Origin of the sequence: Streptomyces sp. SD31, assembly GCF_052068475.1 — a bacterium.
Taxonomy (GTDB): Bacteria; Actinomycetota; Actinomycetes; order Streptomycetales; family Streptomycetaceae; genus Streptomyces.
In genome coordinates this window covers 1-17,595 of the sequence record NZ_JBQHCX010000026.1, presented here as the reverse complement: position 1 = coordinate 17,595, position 17,595 = coordinate 1, and the positions used below count along the sequence as shown (strand labels likewise).

The following is a 17,595-nucleotide window of genomic DNA, read 5'->3' as shown; positions in this document are numbered from 1 at the left end:
CGTCCCGAAGGATGGGGCCCGCCTTTGTGTGCGATGCGTGCCGATCGAGCGGGTTACAGCAGGGCCGCCAGCAGCGCGGCCGCGAGGGCGACCAACGAGACGCCCGTGATGTCACCAGCGAGCCGGAGCCCGCGGTACTTGCGCTTGGCGATCTTCGATAGGTGGATGACGTGCTGGGCCTGGTTCGTCGGCACCTTCAGGTCCGCCACCAGTTCCTCGGTCGTGCACAGCGACCAGTACAAGTACGAGCCGCGGGCGGCCCCGCCGAGGCGGGGCCGGACCACGAAGAGGACGACGAGCATCGCTACGAGGAGGCCGACGGTGCCGACGCCGACCAGGAGGCCGGAGGCGCCGGGCAGCGTGCGGCCGGGCATCGCGGCGACCAGTGCGGCCAGGGGCAGGGAGAAGGCCGTGAGCAGTACCCCGCTTTTGGCGTCGGTGCGGCTGATCTCGGCGAGGACAGCGGTAGTGGCCGCGTCCAGGCGGGCGTCGATGTCGGTCACGCGGCGGACCCCCAGTCGGCGCCGAACAGACTGACCTGCCCCTCTTCTAGTTCACGGCGCCGCTGGTCGGCGGCGCGTTCCCGCTCACGTTCAAGGGCGTCGCGCCAGCATTTCCAGCACCACGGACGCAGGTCCTCCAACGGTGCGGCCGCGTTCTGGGTGTCGCTGGCGTTCGGGTACTGCGGGGCAGCGAGAAGGGGCTTGCCCTTGCCGCTGTTGGTGGCGGCGCACTGCCGGCCGCTGTGCTCGGTGCCGCAGCCTCCGCGGCAGGCGCACTTTGCTCCGTGGGCCTCAAGGACAGCCGTTAAGACGTTGGCGGGCTTGGTCACAGCAGCTCCCCCTTGAGCGTGAGGCGGAGGGCGTCGTCGTGTGCGACGCCTCGTTCATCGAGCAGGGCCAGGGCCCGCTCGATGCGGTGCTCGGCGATGTCGGCGCGGGTCTTGTGGGCGCTGGCCCGGTCGTGCAGGGCGGCGATGGAGCGCAAGAGGGCTCGGCGGGAGCGGGTGAAGGTCAGGCGGCGCACGGTTTCCCTCTCGTCAGCGGTGCCGGTTGTCGTTCTTGGTCTGGGCGAGCAGCCCGGTGGTCTTGCTGCTGTTCTTGCTGTTGTCCTGGTAGACGTCGCCCTTGTAGTGGTGGTGGTGCTCGGTACGGGCGGCCCTGGCTCCCTTGACGGCGGTACCGACGGCGGTGACGACGGCGGCCACCGCGGCGATGGGCAGCGTCACGAAGAGGACGGACGTCAGGGAGACGGAGGCGATGCCCTTGCAGGCCAGCCAGACGCCGCAGCCGATAAGCGTGACGCCAGCGCCGACGCCGATGGAGGCGACGGCGACACCGACGGCCCATTCGGGGATGATGCGACGGTCGGGCTGCCGGACGGGCGCGGTCGACACGCGCTCTTCTTCGTGGAGTGCGTTGCGGATGATCTCTTTGGCCGTTGCCTCGGCGAGTTCGGGGCTCATCGCCTGCCAGTTGGCGGTCTTGGCCGTGCGCGCGGTGTCGCTGTGCTGCACTTGTTGTGCTCCTTCGTCTCTGGGGGAGTGGCGGGGCCGATCGGTCGTGATGGGCGCGGTCGGCCCCGCGTCGGTGTGTTCGGCGAGGAGGGGCGGCCGGTACGGCCGCCCCATGGCGGGTCAGGACTCGGGGCCCTCGTCGGGCTGGTCGGGGACGAGCTGCCATTTGCCGTGGCCAGTGCTGACGATCAGTCCCTCGGCGGCGAGGCGGCCGAGGGCGGTGTCGACGGATCCAGCGGCCGGTCCGTCCTCGGTGCCGACTCCGACGGCGCGGCGGATGTCCCTGGTGAGGTGGACTTCGCCGTCGTCGAGGGCTTCGAGGATCTTGTCGCGCAGCGTCTTGGGGGCGGCGGTGACCGTGGGCGCCGAGGTGATGGACTTCTTCGCCTTCTTCTTGCGCCGGCGGCTGCCGCCCTCTTCGTCCTCGTCGTCCTCGCTGTCCTCTTCACCGGCAAGGAACCGCTCGGCGTCGGCGAGGGCCTGGGCGTAGGCGGCCTGGAAGATCCGGTCTTCCTCGGGAGTGAAGCCGGGGATGACCGGCTGCGTCTCGAACAGCTTGATGAGGTGCGGGTAGGTCCGGTCCTTCTTGAGGGCCTTGAAGACCCGCATCAGGATGGCCCTGCCGCCCTGGAGGCCCCAGGCCATGCCCGCCGTGATCGGTCCAGGCGGGACGTCCCGGCCGTCCCAGGCTGCTTCCAGTTCCTCCGAGATCGAGCCGAAGAACCGGCGGATCGGGGTGATCTCGGTGCCGTCGGTGACCATGTCGGCGGCCATAGTCTGCGTCATGGTGGAGTTGACCCGGCCCATCCAGACCGTGCCCTGCTTTGCATTCGCGCGGATCTTCTCGGCGTCACCGAGGTCGGTGACGTGGATCGACTGGCCCGCGAAGCGGATGCCGAAGCCGAACTTCCGGCCGGTCTGCTGGAGCCGGGCGATCATGCCGGTGATCCACTTGCGGAACTCCGCCGGGACGAGGGCCTGTTCGCCGAGCACCATGTTGATCTCGTCGAGGGTGACATTCGCCAGGCGCCAGGGCTCGTTGAGCTTGAAGGAGCCCCAGCCCTTGGCGGAGCTGACCTGCTCGCGATAGTCGGCCACGGCGCAGGCGGCGGCGAGCGTGGCGCCCATGGCGGCGACGCCTGCCCCGAAGTGGTAGACCCTGCCCTTCGCTTCGGGGAGCGACATGCCGGACTGGGCGTCGGCCACAAGGGAGATCACGCCACTCAGGCGCTCGGCGATGAGGACGGTGAGCAGGAAGACGCTCTTGCCCGAGCCCATGGCGCCGACCGCGAGGTCGGTGAGGGCTCCCATCTCCGGGTCGTACAGCGGCATCTTGAACGGACGGCCGTCGTGCCGCAGGCCGACCGTGACCAGCCCGTCCGGCCCCATCGTGAGGTCTTCGGCGGTGGCCTCACGGATGTTGATCAGCGGGTGTTCCTTGTAGATGGTGACCACACCGCGACCGAGACCGTCGGTCTCGATCATGAGGAGTTCGGGGTCGTCCATCTGGAGGGCCCGGGCGATCTTGAGGCGGGGCAGGTTGATCAGCTCACTGTCCTCGGCTTCGACGAGGATGCGGACGCGGTCTCGTTCCTCGCTGACCTTGAAGTCGATCAGGTTCATCCCGGGGGCCGCGCCGCCCGGGCCGGAGACTCGGTCCGCCCAGAGCTGGACGAGGCCTTCCTGTGCGGAGCGCGTTTCGGCTTCCCGCTTTGCCTTGTTGGGGGCGACGCGCAGGTAGAGGCGGCCGGGGCCGTAGCCGTCGACCGAGGCGATCGTCACTGCGGCCACGGGGACGTCGAAGACGGCAGCGATGTTGTGCTCGTTGACCGTGCTGGGGACGGCCTGCCCGGGCGGGGCGAGGATGTAGCACTCGAAGTCCGGCTCATCGGGCTGGAACTGGTGGATCTTCTCCAGCGTCGTGTCGCCGGTCGCGGACGACAGGGCCCACATCTGCTTGAGGTGGCCCAAGTACGTGGTCGGTACGGGCTCGACCTGCCCCTGGACCGTGTCCAGGGCCGCGCTGTGCTCTGGCAGCTGCTCGACGATGCGGCGCAGGCCGAGCGACCGGGTGAGCGGCACGGCCCAGGCCATCGCGGACGTCCAGGTCGCGGCGGCCAGTATGGGCCAGCCGTTGGGGTAGTCGAGGTGCGGCGCGAGTAGGCCCGCGGTGTAGCTGCCGGACCATCCGAGGACCGGCAGGGAGCGGTAGGTGGAGACCAGCAGGCCGGGTCCGTCGTCGGCGCGGGTGCGCCGCCACAGCCGCCAGCCGGTCAAGGCGCCGGCGGCTACGGTCGCGCCGTGGGCCCACCAGGGCACTTCCATGATGGGGCCAGCGGCCGCCCAGGTACCGGCGGCACCGTAGGCAAGGCGCTCGACGATGGCGAGGCGACGGGCGCCCTTCGGGGTCAGCCGCCCGTCAGCCGCGGGGGCGGCATCAGTCTTTTCGATCTCGGTGGTCAATTCGTTCTCCGTGGCCGGGGCGGAATAGGGAAAGAGGGAGGGGCCCGGCTGGAATGCCGGACCCCTCGCTGGTCGGCCCTGCGGGAATCGGTCAGGGCCGACCGGTGACGTGCTGCGCTTTTCCTGGTGACGCGGTCAGCGCGTGCGGTAGAAGCCCGGCTTTGCCTGCCGGACTCCTCGTCGCTTGGCCGCCCGCACGGCTTCGTAGATGCCTTGGTATTCGGTCTTGTGGGCACTGCCGAAGGCCTTGGCGTTGGTCGCCAACTGGTCGGCGGCGCCCGACAGTTCCCCGGAGGCGGTGGCCACCTCTCGAAGTGCCGCTCCGGCATCGACGATCAGCCCGGTGAAACGGGGCTCGACCTCGGCCTCCGCGCACATCTCGGAGATCTTGTCGTGGTCGTCGGCGTCCTTCTTCATGCGCGAACTCAGCAGATGGGCCATTTCCTTGAGAGCAACGGCCTGCCCGACCAGGGTGACCATGCTGCCCAGGAGTCGCATGAAGGACAGCGCCCCGCCGCCGGTACGCAGGGCGGGCACGGCGGGGGCCTTGTAGGACTCGATTTCGCTCATGGCGCTCAGTCCTCGTTGTGGATACGGGCGGACGGCATGACCAGGCCCGCGTCGGCGGTGGCCTGTTGCACGGGCTTGTAGGCGTCGTGCATCTCGTCGTGCGCGACCTCCACGGCCTCGGCGGCCGCGAGCGACTTGGCGCGCATCTCCAGGGCCTTCTTTCTGATCAGGTCCATGGACTCCGCCAGCCGCGCCATCGCGCGGGAGGTGAGCCGACCGATCACGTTGTGCCGTTGCGCGAGTTCCTGGGAGAGCTCCAGGAACTGCTTGCGCAGCTTCACCGCCTTGTCGGCGAGCTTGGCGCACTCGTCGTACGTCTTCAGGCACTGCTTCTTGGAGTCGGCGAGCTTGTCGAGGACGTCGTCGAGGGTCACCTCCGTCATGTGCTCGGACGACGCCATGGAGCGCAGGGTGGGCAGGGATGATCCGGATGCGCTCACTGACGCCTCCTTCTTGATCGCTGTGCTGGTAGTGGAGCCAGAGGGAAGCCCCCGGGCACCGGTAGTCAGCGGCTCCCGGGCGGGAGCCTGGTAGCCAGGGCCGAAGACCGGTTCCGCGATCCATACCGTCTGGCTGTTGGGATCGGCGTCGCGCATGGAGTCCTCAGCGCTCTTGCGCTCACCCCGGGGCGGGGGCGTCCAGAACTCCCAGCCGCTGCCAGCAGACCCGGTTCCAGAACCGGTCGACGACGTCGTGCCGGTCCCGGTCGAGGTCTTCTTGGCCTTGGGCTTCTTGACCTTCACTCGGGGCTTCTTCTTCGCCCCTGGGCCCTTCTTGCCGGTCGGCGCCTTCGGAGTCTTCGGCGTCTTTGCCGAGCCGGTGCCCGAGCCGGGGCCCGAGCCGGTGGCGGAGCCCTTGCCCTTGCCGAGGCGGGTCTTGCCGGTCTTCCTGGTCTTGACCTTCACCCGGGGCTTCTTCTTCGCCCCTGGGCCCTTCTTGCCGGTCGGCGCCTTCGGCGAGCCGGTGGAGGCTCCCGAACCCGAGCCTGTGGCCGCAGGGCTACCGGGCTTGGTCTTCTTCCGGCCCTTCTTGCGCGGGACGGTGGTCAGGATCGGCGGGGCGAGCTTGCGGCGGCGCTTCTTCAGTCGCCGCCTTGCCGCCTTGGCCACGGCCTGACCGAGGGTGGTGCGGCCCGCGTCGGCGGCGGCCGCCGCCGCCTTCTTCTTCCGGCGGGCCTTGGCTCGTGCCCTGTGTTCCTTCTGCTTGGCCTCGAACCGGTCCTGCCGTACCTGCTCCTTCCGGGCTTCCTTCGCGTCAGCCCGGGCGTTACGGATCCGGTCCTTGGTGTCCTGCCGGGCGTCCGCGACGCGGTTCTTGCGGTCGCGGGCGGCGTCCCGGTCCTTCGCCCGGTTGTCCAGCCGGGCCCCCTGCCGGTCCGCGCGCCGCTGAGCCTTGGCTTGCTGACCGGCCGCCTTCCGCTCCTGGCGGCCGCGGGCGCGCTCCAGCGAGGGGCTGGAGGCGTTCGGGCTGGGGGACTTGCCGTCGGTCGGGGACTTGATGCCCTTGCCAGAGCCCTTCCCGGCGCCCTTCGAGCCCGAGCCGGAAGAGCCGGACTTCGGGCCCGACCCGCCCTTGCCCGATCCGCTCGTTCCGCCGGCGGACTTGCCGCTGCCGGAGGTCGAGCGGGACGGTGTCGTCGTCGAGGGCGACTTACCCGAGGGTCCCTTGCTGCCGCCGGGACCCGTCGAGCCGGACCCGGGGCCGGACTTGCCGCTTCGGCCCGGGCCGGTGGACCCGCCACCGCCACCGCGGCCGCCCCCGCCCAGGAGCGAACCGCGGCCGCCGCTGAGGGACTTGCGGCCGAAGTCCTGGCTGGAGGGAACCTGCTTGGCCCGCTGCTGGGCGGCCTTACCGCTGACGCCCTCCAGCTTGGCGGCCACTTCCTCGGCGGCTACCTGCCGCTTAAGGCGAGCCTCGCGCAGCGGAGCGGTCTCCGCCTCCCGGGCCAGGCGCCGGGTGTTCCAGTCCTGTACGAACGTCACGGTCCCGCGCAGCGCCGCCAGGGCGATGGCCAGCGTGGCCGCCAAGCTCAGCGCTCCCAGGCCCGGGGTCTGCGGGTCTCCCTCTGTGTCGTCGGCGCCCTCCGAGCGGAGGGCGACCGTCCCGGCCGGGGCGGATCCGGGGACCGGAGGCAACGCCGGGGGACCGGCTGTCGCGGCGGCCAGCGAGTCGGCCGCCGACCGGCGTGTGCGGGCCGGGAAGAGGCCCGCCCCGTCGTCGTCCGGCGCGGTAGCCGGGGGCGGCGGGGCGGTGGGCGGTGCCGGGGTGGCTCCGCCGAGGGTCGGGGGAGTGGCCGGCGGAGACGGCGGGGCGCCTCCGGGGAGCGGAGGCAGCCCGGGGGGAGCGCCGCTCCGGGGCCGGAATGTGAGCACATTCTGGTCGTCGTCCACGGGGTCTCCTACTTGACAGACAGTGACCGGATGGGGGATCCTCGCGCGCCCGCGCGCCCGTGCGCCCGCGCGCCCGCCTTGGGAGCCCCATCCGGGCCGCCCGTCGCGGTGATGGTGATGGTGATGGTTACTGCGCGTAGTGCTGGGCGTAGTTCTCCAGGAAGCGGCACAGGATGTTCCAGGCCTCCTCGTCGCCCTCCCGTTCGGCTTTCGCGGCGATCGAGCGCGCCCGGTCCCACCAGGCCGAAGCCCGCCTAGCCGGGTGGCGGGCCGCCGCCAGCCGGTCGCCGAAGTGCTTGTTCTGGTTGGCCAGGCTGCGGCTGTCGCCGTCGGGCCGCGGGCCGTGCTGCTGGCAGTAGCTCTCCAGGTACTGCACCAGCGCCTCCCAGGCCGCCGCGTTTCCGCGTTGTGCCTGGTCAGACGCGGTCCTCTTGGCGCTTTCCCACCAAGAGGCGGCCAGCCCCCGAGTGCCCCGAGCAACCTGGTCCGCCTGCCGGGCCGACCAGTGCGAGGTCTGGTTGGCCCGGCTGCGCTCAGCGGAGGGGAGCATCAACCCGCCTTATGGAACAGGTCGTTGATGCCCCGGATCTGGCCGGACTGGGCCGGAACAGACCCCTGACCAGCGGTTTCACCGCTACTCTCGTCCTCCGAGGCGCTCGGCGTCATGGTCGACGCCGTCTTGTGCAGCGACTTGGCAGCCACGGCGCCGACGGCCTGCTTGCGGTTCTGCCTGGCCAGCGCCTTGTCCCGGCGTTGCTGGGGCAGCGCGGCGACCAGGGCGACGTGGTCCGCGTACGCGACGCGCAGTTCCTCGGCGGCCGCGGCCGCGTCCCTCTGCGACTTGACCAGCTTCTTCCAGGGCTTGAGGACCTTCCGTGCCCGGCTGGCCCGCTGCCAGGAGCCCAGCAGCCCCGCCCGGTCGCCCTCAACGTGCTGCGACCGGAGCGCCGTCTGGAAGGTGGCCAGCCCCCGCTCGTACGTAGAGAGGTCGCTGTTGTGCTCGCCCTGCCGGTCGAGCGTCCAGTTGCTCAGCACCGTCACGTTCAGCAGGGGCGTGAGGTCCTGGGATCCCACTTTGTTGATCTCGGTCACGAGTGACTCCTTCTCGGGGTGGAGCCCGCCGTCTGTCGGGGGCAGAAAGCGGGCCCGTGCCCGCGGCGGTACACGCCGCGCCGTCAGGGACTGACGGCGCGGATCTGGTTGCGAACCCACTCGGGGTCGAGGCCGCCGAACTCGGCGGCGAGAGCGGTAGGCGAGGGCTTCTCGCCCGCAGCGATGAGCGCGGTAGCCCGGTCCCGTACCGCCTGCCGCTGCTGGGCGGTAGGCAGGTCGCCGGAGCGCTTACCGCCACCGGCACGGCTCCCGCTACCGGTGCGGGAACTGCCACCGGTAGAACCCGACTTACCGCTACCGGTAGGCCCGGCTTTACCGGTCGACTTACCGGTACCGGTAGAAGCCCGGTTGCCGGTCGGCCTACCGGTACCGGTAGAGCCGCTACCGGTGCCGCCCGCGGACACCCCGGCGGGGGAGCCACCGGCCGGGTTACCGGACGCGGCGGGTGCGGGGGCAGGCTCGTCGTGGCCGTCCTCCAGGAGGCGGTGGACGCGCCACACGATGGCGATCACAACGATCACCGCGACGATGATCAGCCACACGCTCGGGTGCTCCCGGCCGTCGACGACGTCCATGCCAGCGCCGGTCATGTCGGCCACGTGATACGTGATGTTCGTGGCCGCCATGAGCCCGAGAGCGAACGGCACGTCGCGCTTCGTGCGGAACGCGGTGATGGCGTACACGTCCAGGCCCACGGGCAGGGCCCAGGCCGCGTCTCCGATCGGAGTGTCGCCCAGTCCGACGAGCCGGGCGAACTGCCACTCGCCGGACGCCGTCAGCAGGATCGCCGCCGTCAGGGCGACCCAGATGCTGGCCTCCTTGACCACCGCTGCCCGGCTGCGGCTGCGGTCCAGCTTCGCTGCGCGCTGCTCGGCGAGTTGGCGCTGTTCCCGCGCAGTCGCCAGCTCGCGGCCGACCTCCGAGCGGGTCTCCTTGGCTTCCTTGAGGGTCTGGTCGGCCTCGCGGCGGATGTCTGCGACCGCCGCCCGGGCCCGCTCCTCCTCCTCCCGGCGCAAGCGCAGGGCCTCGGCGGCCGCCCGTTCGCCGAGCTGTCCGGCCTCCCGCTCCGCCTGAGCCCGGATCGCGTCGGCTTCGTCCTCGGCCTCGCGAAGGACCTTCTCCTTCAGCTCCGCCAACTCGCCCTCGATCTCCCCTCGCCGCGCGGCGAGCTTCTCGTCGAGTTCGAGCAGGGCACGCCTGCGGTGAAGGTCTGTCTCGGCCTCAACGGCCGCGCGGGCCGCCTTGACCTCGCTCGCCTGCTCCTGGGCCTCGCCCAGGATCCGGGCCGCGTCCGCCAGAGCGTTGCGGTAGGCGGCATCGGCCGAAGCCCGGCGCAGTTCCGCGAGTTCGTTCGCCCGCTGTTCCGCGTCGGCGAGCAGGGCCTGCGCCTGTTCCTCGGCAGTCTTCGCGGTGTCCTTGGCCGAGCGGTCGGCTTGGGCGCGGACGTTGTCCGCGTCCTCCTGAGCCGTACGGCGGTCGGTGGCCGCCGCCTGCCGGATGGCATCGGCCTGTTCCTCTGCGGTCCGGATCAGTTCCGCGGCCTCGTCGGCCGCCGCCTTCCGGGCCGCTCCGAGGATGTCGGCCGCCAGGTCCCGCATGTCGGCAGCCCGGTCGTGCAGGTCTGCGATACGGGGGTCCGCCTCGTCGTGCACCAGCGGGGCGGCCGCCGTGGCGGCCGCCGTCGTCGAGGTGCGCTGTGCGGGCGGGGTCTGTGCGGTCGACGTCCTGGTCCTGGTGGTCCGAGGCGTCGACTTCTTCGACCTGTTGCGGGTGGCTGTTCCTACACGGCCCGCCACGTCAGCTCCTTTCGTACTCAGGTGGCCACCGGGGAAGTGGCCACCGGGCGGTCCGTCAGCCCCGGGTCAGGCGGGGAAGCCGCCCGGCGAAGCGGTCGAACCAGGTGACGACGAACCGGCTCCTGCGCTCCGCCTTCAGCCGGAAGAGCAGGTCACCCTCCCGGCCAAGACGCGCTTCAGCCTTGGCCAGCGGCCCGGTGACGAGCTCACTCAGGCGCTTGTCGAGGTCCTCACTCGCCGGGAACCCCAGGGCCTCCATCAGCTCGATCGCCGCGTACAGCGCGAAGCCGTAGGCGAGGAGCGCGACCACCGCCGTACGGCGGTGGGCCTTGTCGGTGAAGCTGCCGATCGGGCCGTGGGCCCGGGCAATCTCGACGTGGGTCTCGTACGACTCCCAACGGGCGCCGTTCCACTTGGCGACGTCGACCTGACGCCGGAAGACGTCGAGGGAGTGGGCCTGCTTGCTGTCCAGCGTGTTTGTGCTCATGTGTTGACCACCTCTCCGCCCATCAGGGCGTCTCGTACGAGTCGGATCTGCCGGGGAGCGACGTCCCCGAGGGGGAACGGGCTCACAGCAGGCCGGAGGGGTCGGCGTCAGCGGTGCCGGTCAGTACCGCGAGCTCGGTCGGGGTGACCCAGCCGAACGGGATGAGCACGGTCAGGATGACCGTGCGCTGGCACATCGAGCCCTTGACGATGAGCTGGCCGGTGGGGAGGGACCCGGGGCGGGCCTCGTCCAGCGACTCCAGCAGCGCCGGCAGGACCTGTACCGCGTCCGGCGTGACGGTGATGGTGGCGAGGATCTTCGAGGGCGCCACCGTGAACTCGACGCGGACCCCGAGACGGGCCAGACCCTGAACCGCCTCAAACAGAGGGAACACGTCAGCGACCGCGTCCTGAAGGTCCTCGGCAACACCGGTGGACTTCAGGCGCAGGTGGGAGGGCATGATGGTCATGCGGATCAGCTCCTAGCTGGGATGGATCCGTGGACCCCCGGCACGTATGGCGCTGCAACGCCGTGCCGGGGGTCGCGCCGTACTGGGGTCGGCGCGGTAGGCGAGCGGGAATCGAACCCTGCGAAGCCCTGCCAAACGGGCTCGCCCTTCATGACCTCGGCTTTTGGGGGATGTGCCGGGCTCTCCTCTGAGGAGGGGAGCCCGGCAGCTCAAGCCCAAATCGCTTCAATTGGCACGCTGTTGAGTTCTCAAGAAACAAGCAGCCAGCCAGCTTCAGCCCCGTGGGACCTGGTTCTGACGCCGCCATGTGGGCGCTCGAAGTGCAGGTATAGCCAACGCGACGGCACGATTTAGCGCCCTAAACCGATCGCGTACCGAAACCATAGGGCGTCATTCCGCAAGGAGTCAACCACCTTGAACAGATGCCGTTTAGTGCGGTAAACATGAGTCACGAAAGGAGGCACTGATGGAGAAGGAACAGCGCGACGCGGCTCCGCTGCCCGAGCTGCAGGAACAGCTCGAAGCAGCGGTCGACGTCGTCTTGTCCCAGCTCAAGGAGCTGGCGGACCCTCTACAGAGGGCCAAAGCCGCCCACGGACTTGCCGGTCGGGTGCAGGAGTACGGCAGCGAGTTCCAGGCGGTGCGCAACGAAGCGATGAACGAGACTCTGCGAGTCGGGGAGCTGAACAGCACCCAACTGGCGGCGGAGCTCCGCATGAGCAAGGGGCGAGTGAGTCAACTCGCCAAGGGTGCTCCTCCAGAGCGTCTGTTCCTCGGCTCCGGCAAGGTCATCGTGGCGCTCGCCGAGAAGCTGGAACACGGCAAGCTGGAGGACGGCCGCGACAAGCGGGTTCAGGGACCCGTGATCGCCACGGAGGACTTCCAAACCTATGAACATCTGCGGGAGCTGGCCGAGGACGTCGGCCTGGAGATCACCTTCGAGCGCATCCCGCTCGGGGGCAACGTGCGACTCAACCGCAACAACCTCGTTGTCATCTGTGGCCCTCGGCTGTCGCCCCTGATTGAGCAGATCCTCGAAGGTGACCCTCACCTGCGGTTCGACAAGGACGACGACGGTTGGTACCTGACCGACCGCAAGACCGGCGAGGTCTACCGGTCGCCCATGGACCACGGCGGCAACAGTGACGTCGCATACTTCGGTCGGCTCCCGCGCCCTGACGGTCAAGGCACGTTCCTCTACATCGCCGGTATTCACGCCCGCGGTTCCGGCGGCGTCGTTCACTGGCTCAACAATGAGCTGTCCAACGTGCACAGGGAGCTGAAGGCGAAGCGCTTCTCCACCCTTATCTCCAGTACGTTCGACCCCGACACGCTAGAGATCACCTCCAGCAAGCGCATCACGCCGTTCTACCGCCCGGAAGGGGCCTGACGTGCAGGTATCCGTGGCATCGACCCCAGGTGCGGGAACCGCGAACGAGGACACAGTCCACGTGAGCCCCACCGGAGTCGTCGTGCTGGACGGCCTGTCCGCCCCGAAGGATCTGCCCATGGGATGCATGCACGGCACCCCATGGTTCGTCAGGCAACTCGGGACCACCCTGATCAACCTGATTGGTGATGATGCGGTCTCCCTCCGCGAGGCTCTACGCCGCGCCATCGCTGTGGTCAACGACCTGCACCGTGACACCTGTGACCTGGACCAGGAGGCCGTGCCCGCTTCGACCGTGGTAATGATCCGCGAGCGGGGCCGCTTCCTCGACTATCTGGTGCTTTCCGACAACGTCTTGGTGCTCGATCTCGGAACCGCCGGCATCAAGACGATCGTCGACAAGCGCGTGGAAGAGACAGCGACCGAGGAGATGCAGGCAGCCCTTCAGGGACCCACCGGCACTCCCGAGCACACAGCCCGCGTGTCAAAGCTCGTCTCGGTCCAGCGGAACCTTCGCAACAAGCCCGGTGGCTACTGGGTCGCAGCCACCAATCCGGCAGCAGCGGATGAGGCGATCACCGGATCCGTGGAACTCGAACGCGTACAGCAGGCCGCGCTGCTCACCGACGGAGCAAGCCGTCTCGTCGACTCTTTCGGGATCCTTAGCTGGGCCGACCTCCTCACGCTCTTGCGCACCGAGGGCCCAGCCATGTTGATCACTCGGACCCGCGAAGCTGAACTATCTGACCCCACCGGCTACCGATGGCCTCGGTTCAAGCGCTCTGACGACGCCACCGCCGCATACGTCACCATCGGGCAGCCGGGACTGTCATGAGCAGGGAAGATGTCCAGCGACACTCCGAAATTGAGCGTGTGCCCACGAAGCCCGCGCCGGAGGAGGAGAATGCGCGACGACGCAGGCTTCTCCCCAGCAACTTCCGGAAGCACTGCACCAAGCGGTGGCCGATTGTGGTGGTCGGTACCGCACTGATCCGAGTAACCGCGGCAGCGGTGAAACCAACGGAACCAGAGAGGCACCACAGCATGGCCAGGAACCGACACACCCCCGTACACAAGCGAGCGCCACGCCCGAAAACGCCTTCGCCTCTACCTCGGCTGCGTTGCAAGATCGCAGGATGGCAATTCCCGTCCGCGAAGACCGTCGAAGGTGGCGGTTTGAGCAGCACTCCGCAGCCAGCGCGTGCCCCCTGAAACGCCGATGGCCGCCCTGCCTGCCAGCAGAGCGGCCATCTCAGTCGACGACTCTCAGCCCTCCACAAGCCTGAGTCGTAGGTCGGCGTGACGCCGGGGCCCGAGCCCTGCCAGGCCCGAGGTCACCACCCCCAGGATAGAGCGAGCACTGGCCGGCACGCAGCAGCGTGCCCCAGGTCGACTCATCCTTTTCCGTCACTTGCCGGTCTGCGGCTCCCCAAACCACTCGTAGGGGAGACCCCGCACCATGTTCCACATCCGCCCCGCGACACGAAGCGTCGCCGCACCGACTCGGTCGGTCGCGAGTACCGACGCCGCAGTCGTCCAGGCCGCCGAGGCGGTGGCCCGATGACGAGCCAGCTGCGCGCCGAGGACGACCCGGCCGGCGAGGCCGTGTTCGAGTTCACCGGCACCATCACCGACTACTGGAGCTACACCCAGGTCCGCGACTACGTGATGCTCATGCCCGGGATCACCCACACCGCGTTCCGGTTCTACTCGATCCTGCGCTCGATGATGATCGAGGCCGGGCGGCGGCCGCGTAGTGGCATGCGGCGGATGACTATCGATCAGATGTGCTGGCTGCTGCCGGGGCCGAACGACAAGCCGTTGTCCGTCTCGGCAATGTACGACGTGTTGAAGACCCTGGAGGAGCTCAACCTGGTCCTGCCCGGCGACACGCTCGAACTGGAGGGTGCGTCGAAGCTCAAGGGCAAGGCGAAGGCCGCCATGGCGATCGCCCGGGGCATGCGGGTCATGGACCTCCCGCCGTCGGCCCGTTACACGGGCTGGCGCAATGCGTGGGACAAGCTCGACGCCTACCGGCCGGACTGGCGGGAGAACCCGCCGCAGCCGCCGACCCACCTCACCGAGACGACGACCGAGCCGAACGGTCAGGCCGTGGCCCGGGTCCGGCTACTCGGCCCGGACGGGGAGCCGTTCCAGAAAACTGGAACAGAGCAGGTGGAGGCCGGTGCGACCCCTCCGTTCCAGAAAACTGGAACAGCTTTCCAGAATTCTGGAACAGCGGTCCAGAATTCTGGAACGGATCTGGCTCTGACCAGCGGAAATGATCACCCTCTAAGAAGCTCTCTCTCAGAAGCCTCTCTCTCTACCGTCCCAGGTGCCCCAGCGGCCTCCGCCGTCTCGGCCGAGGAGGTGTCGGAGGAGAGAGAGATGTCGGCTTCGCCGGAAAAGATCACCCCCGCCCCTGCCGCTGCTGCGAAGTCAGGGAAGGACGTCCCGGCGAACGCTGTGGCGGAGGCCTTCGCCACGCAGTGGAAGGACGTTCGTGGTACCCGGCCCAACCGCCGCCGCCTGGCTGCCGTTGCCGCCGACGCCGCGGAGGCACTCGAGGATGGCGACTCGGCGGAGTGGCTGACGGAGTCCGTGGTGCCCTTCATGGTCACCAGGGGCTACTTCGACCTTGGCAGCGCGAAGACGCACCCGCAGTGCCCGGCGCCGCGCGGTGCGGCAGTGCCCGGTCAGCGTCCAGCGGTAGCGGACTGGTGCGGCGAGTGCAACGACGGTGTGCGCCCCGCTACCGCCGCCGAGCGGTTCCGCAAGGTCGACGGCCGTCTGGTGCGGTGCCCCGAGTGCCACCCCGGCGCCCGTCAGCCCGCCGTGGTCTGACCCGCACCCCCTGATTCCGACGCACGCAAACGGCGGCCGCTCCCGCGAAGAACCGGCCGCCGTTGAGACCCCAACCCTCGAAGGAAGAGATCCGTATGACCAGCATGACACCACAGGGCCCGAACAGCGAAGGCGACCTGTTCGAGGGCGAGCGAGTGCTTCCGGCGCAGCAGCGGCCCGAGGTGCCCGAGACCTTCCGTGGCGAGGGCTCGGCCGGTGACCGGTTCTTCGACCGGCTGCCGCCGCAGGACCTGGACGCGGAGCAGGCCGTCCTGGGCGGGATGCTGCTGTCCCGCGACGCGATCACCGACGTGGTCGAGGTGCTCAGCGGCCGCGAGCTCTACAAGCCCGCGCACCAGACGATCTTCCGGGTCATCGTCGAGCTGTACGGCAAGGGCGAGCCCGCCGACCCGATCACGGTCGCCGCCGCGCTCACCGTGAGCGGTGAGATCAACAAGGTCGGCGGGGCGTCCTACCTCCACACCCTCGTGCAGGTGGTGCCGACGGCGGCGAATGCCGAGTACTACGCGTTCATCGTGCGCGGCAAGTGGAAGCTGCGGATGGCCGTCGAGGCGGGTACCCGGGTCGCGGCCATGGGCTACGACCCGACGCTCGAACCTGAAGAGGTCATCGAGGGGGCCGCCAGCGAACTCCTCGCGATGCAGGCGCAGTTCGACACCGGCAAGGACCCGGCCGGGTGGGACACCCCGATGGAGGAGCTGGTCGAGGAGTGGGAGGACGACCAGGCCGCCGGCGTGAACCCCGGTCTGCCGATGCCGTACGCCGACCTTCAGTTGATGCTGGCCACGGTGCCCGGCCACCTGGTGGTGTTCGCGGGCCGTCCAGGAATGGGCAAGTCGGTGACGCTGCTGGACCTGATGCGCCACCTGGCGATCGTCCATGGGCGTCCGGCCGCGTTCGTGTCGCTGGAGATGGCCCGCCGTCAGATCATGAACCGGCTGATCGCCGCCGAGGCGGAGATCGGGCAGCACTTCGTGCGCACCCGGTCCATGGACAAGGAGCAGTGGACCAAGTACGACCGGGTCCGCCAGCGGATCGTGGACTCGCCGCTGCGGCTGATTGTCCCGCCCGGCGGCATCACCGTGCCGCAGATCCGCTCGAACCTGCGCCGCTGGCAGATCGAGGACCGGCTCCCGGCGGCCCTGGCGATCGACTACCTCCAGATCATCAAACCGGACGGGCAGAGCCGGGGCGGGAACCGGACCAACGAGGTCGACGCCATCGCCCGCGGACTGAAGGAACTGGCCCTGGAGTTCGACATCCCGGTGTTCGCAGCCGCCCAGCTCTCGCGCCAGACCACGGGTCGCGAGAGCAAGGTGCCGCAGCTGTCCGACCTGCGCGAGTCGGGCGAGATCGAGCAGGCCGCCGACGCCGTCGTGCTGCTGCACCGCGAGGACTACTACGACCCGGAGAGCCCGCGGGCGGGCGAGATCGACCTCATGGTCGCGAAGAACCGCGAGGGGTCGACGGGCATCGTGACGTGCGCGTTCCAGGGAAGGTTCAGCCGGATCAAGGACATGGGCATCGAGGCCTGACGGAGGAAAGGAACCCAACATCGTGCTCACCGCCGACAGCGTGACCAACCGCTACATCCCCGCAGAGCAGGCCCAGGAGATCGCCGTGGCCTGGAACGGCGTCTACCCGGCCATGCGCCAGGTCCTGGACACCGTCATCAAGGCCCAGCGCGGGGCGGAGCGCTGCACCGTCAACCTGCCCCGGCTCGAACGCGCCCGCCGCGAGCTCGGGCAGCTCCACCGGGGCACCTACCGCGGCTGCACCCGCAGCCCGGCCGCCTTCAGCCTCTCCGGATCGCTCAGCAACGTGCGCGAGGTGCTGGAGGTGACCTCCATCGGCACCCCCGAACTCGGCGACATGTACCGGCTGGCCGCCCTGCTGGCCGACGCCAACGTGCAGTGCGCCCTCCAGTTCGCGGCCGAGCAGGAGGCGGCCCGCTCGGCGTAGGCCGGACAGCGCACACCCCGCAGGGGCTCGGCGAGATGCGCGTCTCGCCGGGCCCCTGTGCCGTTCCCGGCCACGGGCGGGAACGGCGAAGGTCGCACGGCGGGTGCCAGCCGGAGGTGGCCTCGGTGGAGAGACCCGACGGGGAACGGGAGGCGGGGACCTGCGGCGTACGGGGCGGGCGGCATCCCGCCGGGGTTTACATGGCCAGCCGTCGCCCGGCCGGCGGGCATCGCTGTTGTGCGCGTAGCAAGGGGCTGGCGGGGAGGGGAGGGGTGCCCGGCGGGGCCCGGCATCCCGTGTGGCGGGCCGGAGTTGGGCTGGGCGCCGTACTGCCGCCGTCTCGGGGCGGGGGTGCGTGAGCAGACCGGACGGCCGGGGAGGGGCTGAGGGGGAGCGGCTGCTGCCGCGCTGTGGCGGGGGTCGTCGAGCTGTTCAGCCGTGCCTGCATCGTCGTGGCCGAGCGTTCATCTGCGGGCCGGAAACCGCTCCCGATCTTGTGTGACTTCCAGCGCTAGGTGTCACCGGTGATGGCGTTTGACCTGACGTGTTCTCTCGCGCTTCCAGCGCCTCCTGT

At 69.6% G+C, this 17,595-nt stretch carries 17 protein-coding genes; 5 read left to right on the top strand and 12 right to left on the bottom strand.

The window, feature by feature from the left end; translation table 11 throughout:
- Positions 1 to 53: 53 nt before the first annotated feature.
- The 12 genes from ACTMVF_RS39710 to ACTMVF_RS39655 form a co-directional block, all read right to left on the bottom strand.
- Positions 54 to 503 carry a Pycsar system effector family protein gene (locus tag ACTMVF_RS39710; RefSeq protein ID WP_441275959.1) on the bottom strand — a complete coding sequence of 150 codons (450 nt, stop codon included), beginning with the start codon at positions 501 to 503 and terminating at the stop codon, positions 54 to 56.
- Positions 500 to 832, bottom strand: coding sequence for a hypothetical protein (locus ACTMVF_RS39705; RefSeq protein WP_441275958.1), 333 nt, complete (start codon positions 830 to 832; stop codon positions 500 to 502). The genes ACTMVF_RS39710 and ACTMVF_RS39705 overlap by 4 nt, the downstream gene beginning before the upstream one ends.
- The gene (locus tag ACTMVF_RS39700) at positions 829 to 1,026 is read right to left on the bottom strand and encodes a hypothetical protein (protein WP_441275957.1); all 198 of its coding nucleotides are present in this window, start codon (positions 1,024 to 1,026) and stop codon (positions 829 to 831) included. The genes ACTMVF_RS39705 and ACTMVF_RS39700 overlap by 4 nt, the downstream gene beginning before the upstream one ends.
- A gap of 13 nt (positions 1,027 to 1,039) precedes the next feature.
- On the bottom strand, positions 1,040 to 1,516 hold the full coding sequence (locus tag ACTMVF_RS39695) for a hypothetical protein (RefSeq protein WP_441275956.1): 477 nt from the start codon (positions 1,514 to 1,516) through the stop codon (positions 1,040 to 1,042).
- A gap of 120 nt (positions 1,517 to 1,636) precedes the next feature.
- The gene (locus tag ACTMVF_RS39690) at positions 1,637 to 3,979 is read right to left on the bottom strand and encodes a hypothetical protein (RefSeq protein ID WP_441275955.1); all 2,343 of its coding nucleotides are present in this window, start codon (positions 3,977 to 3,979) and stop codon (positions 1,637 to 1,639) included.
- Between the two features lie 135 nt (positions 3,980 to 4,114).
- A complete protein-coding gene (locus ACTMVF_RS39685; protein ID WP_441275954.1) occupies positions 4,115 to 4,549 on the bottom strand; it encodes a conjugal transfer protein TraB in 435 nt (144 codons plus the stop codon).
- A gap of 5 nt (positions 4,550 to 4,554) precedes the next feature.
- Complete coding sequence (locus ACTMVF_RS39680; protein ID WP_441275953.1) at positions 4,555 to 6,939, bottom strand: hypothetical protein; 2,385 nt, start codon at positions 6,937 to 6,939, stop codon at positions 4,555 to 4,557.
- Positions 6,940 to 7,066: 127 nt separating this feature from the next.
- Positions 7,067 to 7,489 (bottom strand): hypothetical protein, encoded by a 423-nt coding sequence (locus ACTMVF_RS39675; RefSeq protein ID WP_441275952.1) that lies wholly within the window; start codon positions 7,487 to 7,489, stop codon positions 7,067 to 7,069.
- Positions 7,489 to 8,031: a hypothetical protein gene (locus ACTMVF_RS39670; protein ID WP_441275951.1), complete on the bottom strand. Its 543-nt coding sequence runs from the start codon at positions 8,029 to 8,031 to the stop codon at positions 7,489 to 7,491. The genes ACTMVF_RS39675 and ACTMVF_RS39670 overlap by 1 nt, the downstream gene beginning before the upstream one ends.
- 83 nt (positions 8,032 to 8,114) lie before the next feature.
- Positions 8,115 to 9,848, bottom strand: coding sequence for a hypothetical protein (locus ACTMVF_RS39665; RefSeq protein WP_441275950.1), 1,734 nt, complete (start codon positions 9,846 to 9,848; stop codon positions 8,115 to 8,117).
- A 55-nt stretch (positions 9,849 to 9,903) separates the two neighbouring features.
- Entirely contained in the window at positions 9,904 to 10,335 is a 432-nt protein-coding gene (locus ACTMVF_RS39660; protein WP_441275949.1) for a hypothetical protein, read from the bottom strand.
- A gap of 82 nt (positions 10,336 to 10,417) precedes the next feature.
- Positions 10,418 to 10,804, bottom strand: a complete 387-nt coding sequence (locus tag ACTMVF_RS39655) for a hypothetical protein (RefSeq protein WP_441275948.1) — start codon at positions 10,802 to 10,804, stop codon at positions 10,418 to 10,420.
- A gap of 466 nt (positions 10,805 to 11,270) precedes the next feature.
- On the opposite strand from ACTMVF_RS39655, the gene ACTMVF_RS39650 reads away from it, so the two are divergent.
- The 5 genes from ACTMVF_RS39650 (at position 11,271) to ACTMVF_RS39630 (ending at position 17,021) form a co-directional block, all read left to right on the top strand.
- Positions 11,271 to 12,194 (top strand): sigma-70 family RNA polymerase sigma factor, encoded by a 924-nt coding sequence (locus ACTMVF_RS39650; protein WP_441275947.1) that lies wholly within the window; start codon positions 11,271 to 11,273, stop codon positions 12,192 to 12,194.
- A 61-nt stretch (positions 12,195 to 12,255) separates the two neighbouring features.
- Entirely contained in the window at positions 12,256 to 13,029 is a 774-nt protein-coding gene (locus ACTMVF_RS39645) for a hypothetical protein (RefSeq protein WP_441275946.1), read from the top strand.
- A gap of 770 nt (positions 13,030 to 13,799) precedes the next feature.
- Positions 13,800 to 15,038: a hypothetical protein gene (locus tag ACTMVF_RS39640; RefSeq protein WP_441275945.1), complete on the top strand. Its 1,239-nt coding sequence runs from the start codon at positions 13,800 to 13,802 to the stop codon at positions 15,036 to 15,038.
- A gap of 95 nt (positions 15,039 to 15,133) precedes the next feature.
- A complete protein-coding gene (locus ACTMVF_RS39635) occupies positions 15,134 to 16,594 on the top strand; it encodes a replicative DNA helicase (protein ID WP_441275944.1) in 1,461 nt (486 codons plus the stop codon).
- A gap of 22 nt (positions 16,595 to 16,616) precedes the next feature.
- Positions 16,617 to 17,021, top strand: a complete 405-nt coding sequence (locus ACTMVF_RS39630; RefSeq protein WP_441275943.1) for a hypothetical protein — start codon at positions 16,617 to 16,619, stop codon at positions 17,019 to 17,021.
- The last annotated feature ends 574 nt before the right edge of the window (positions 17,022 to 17,595 follow it).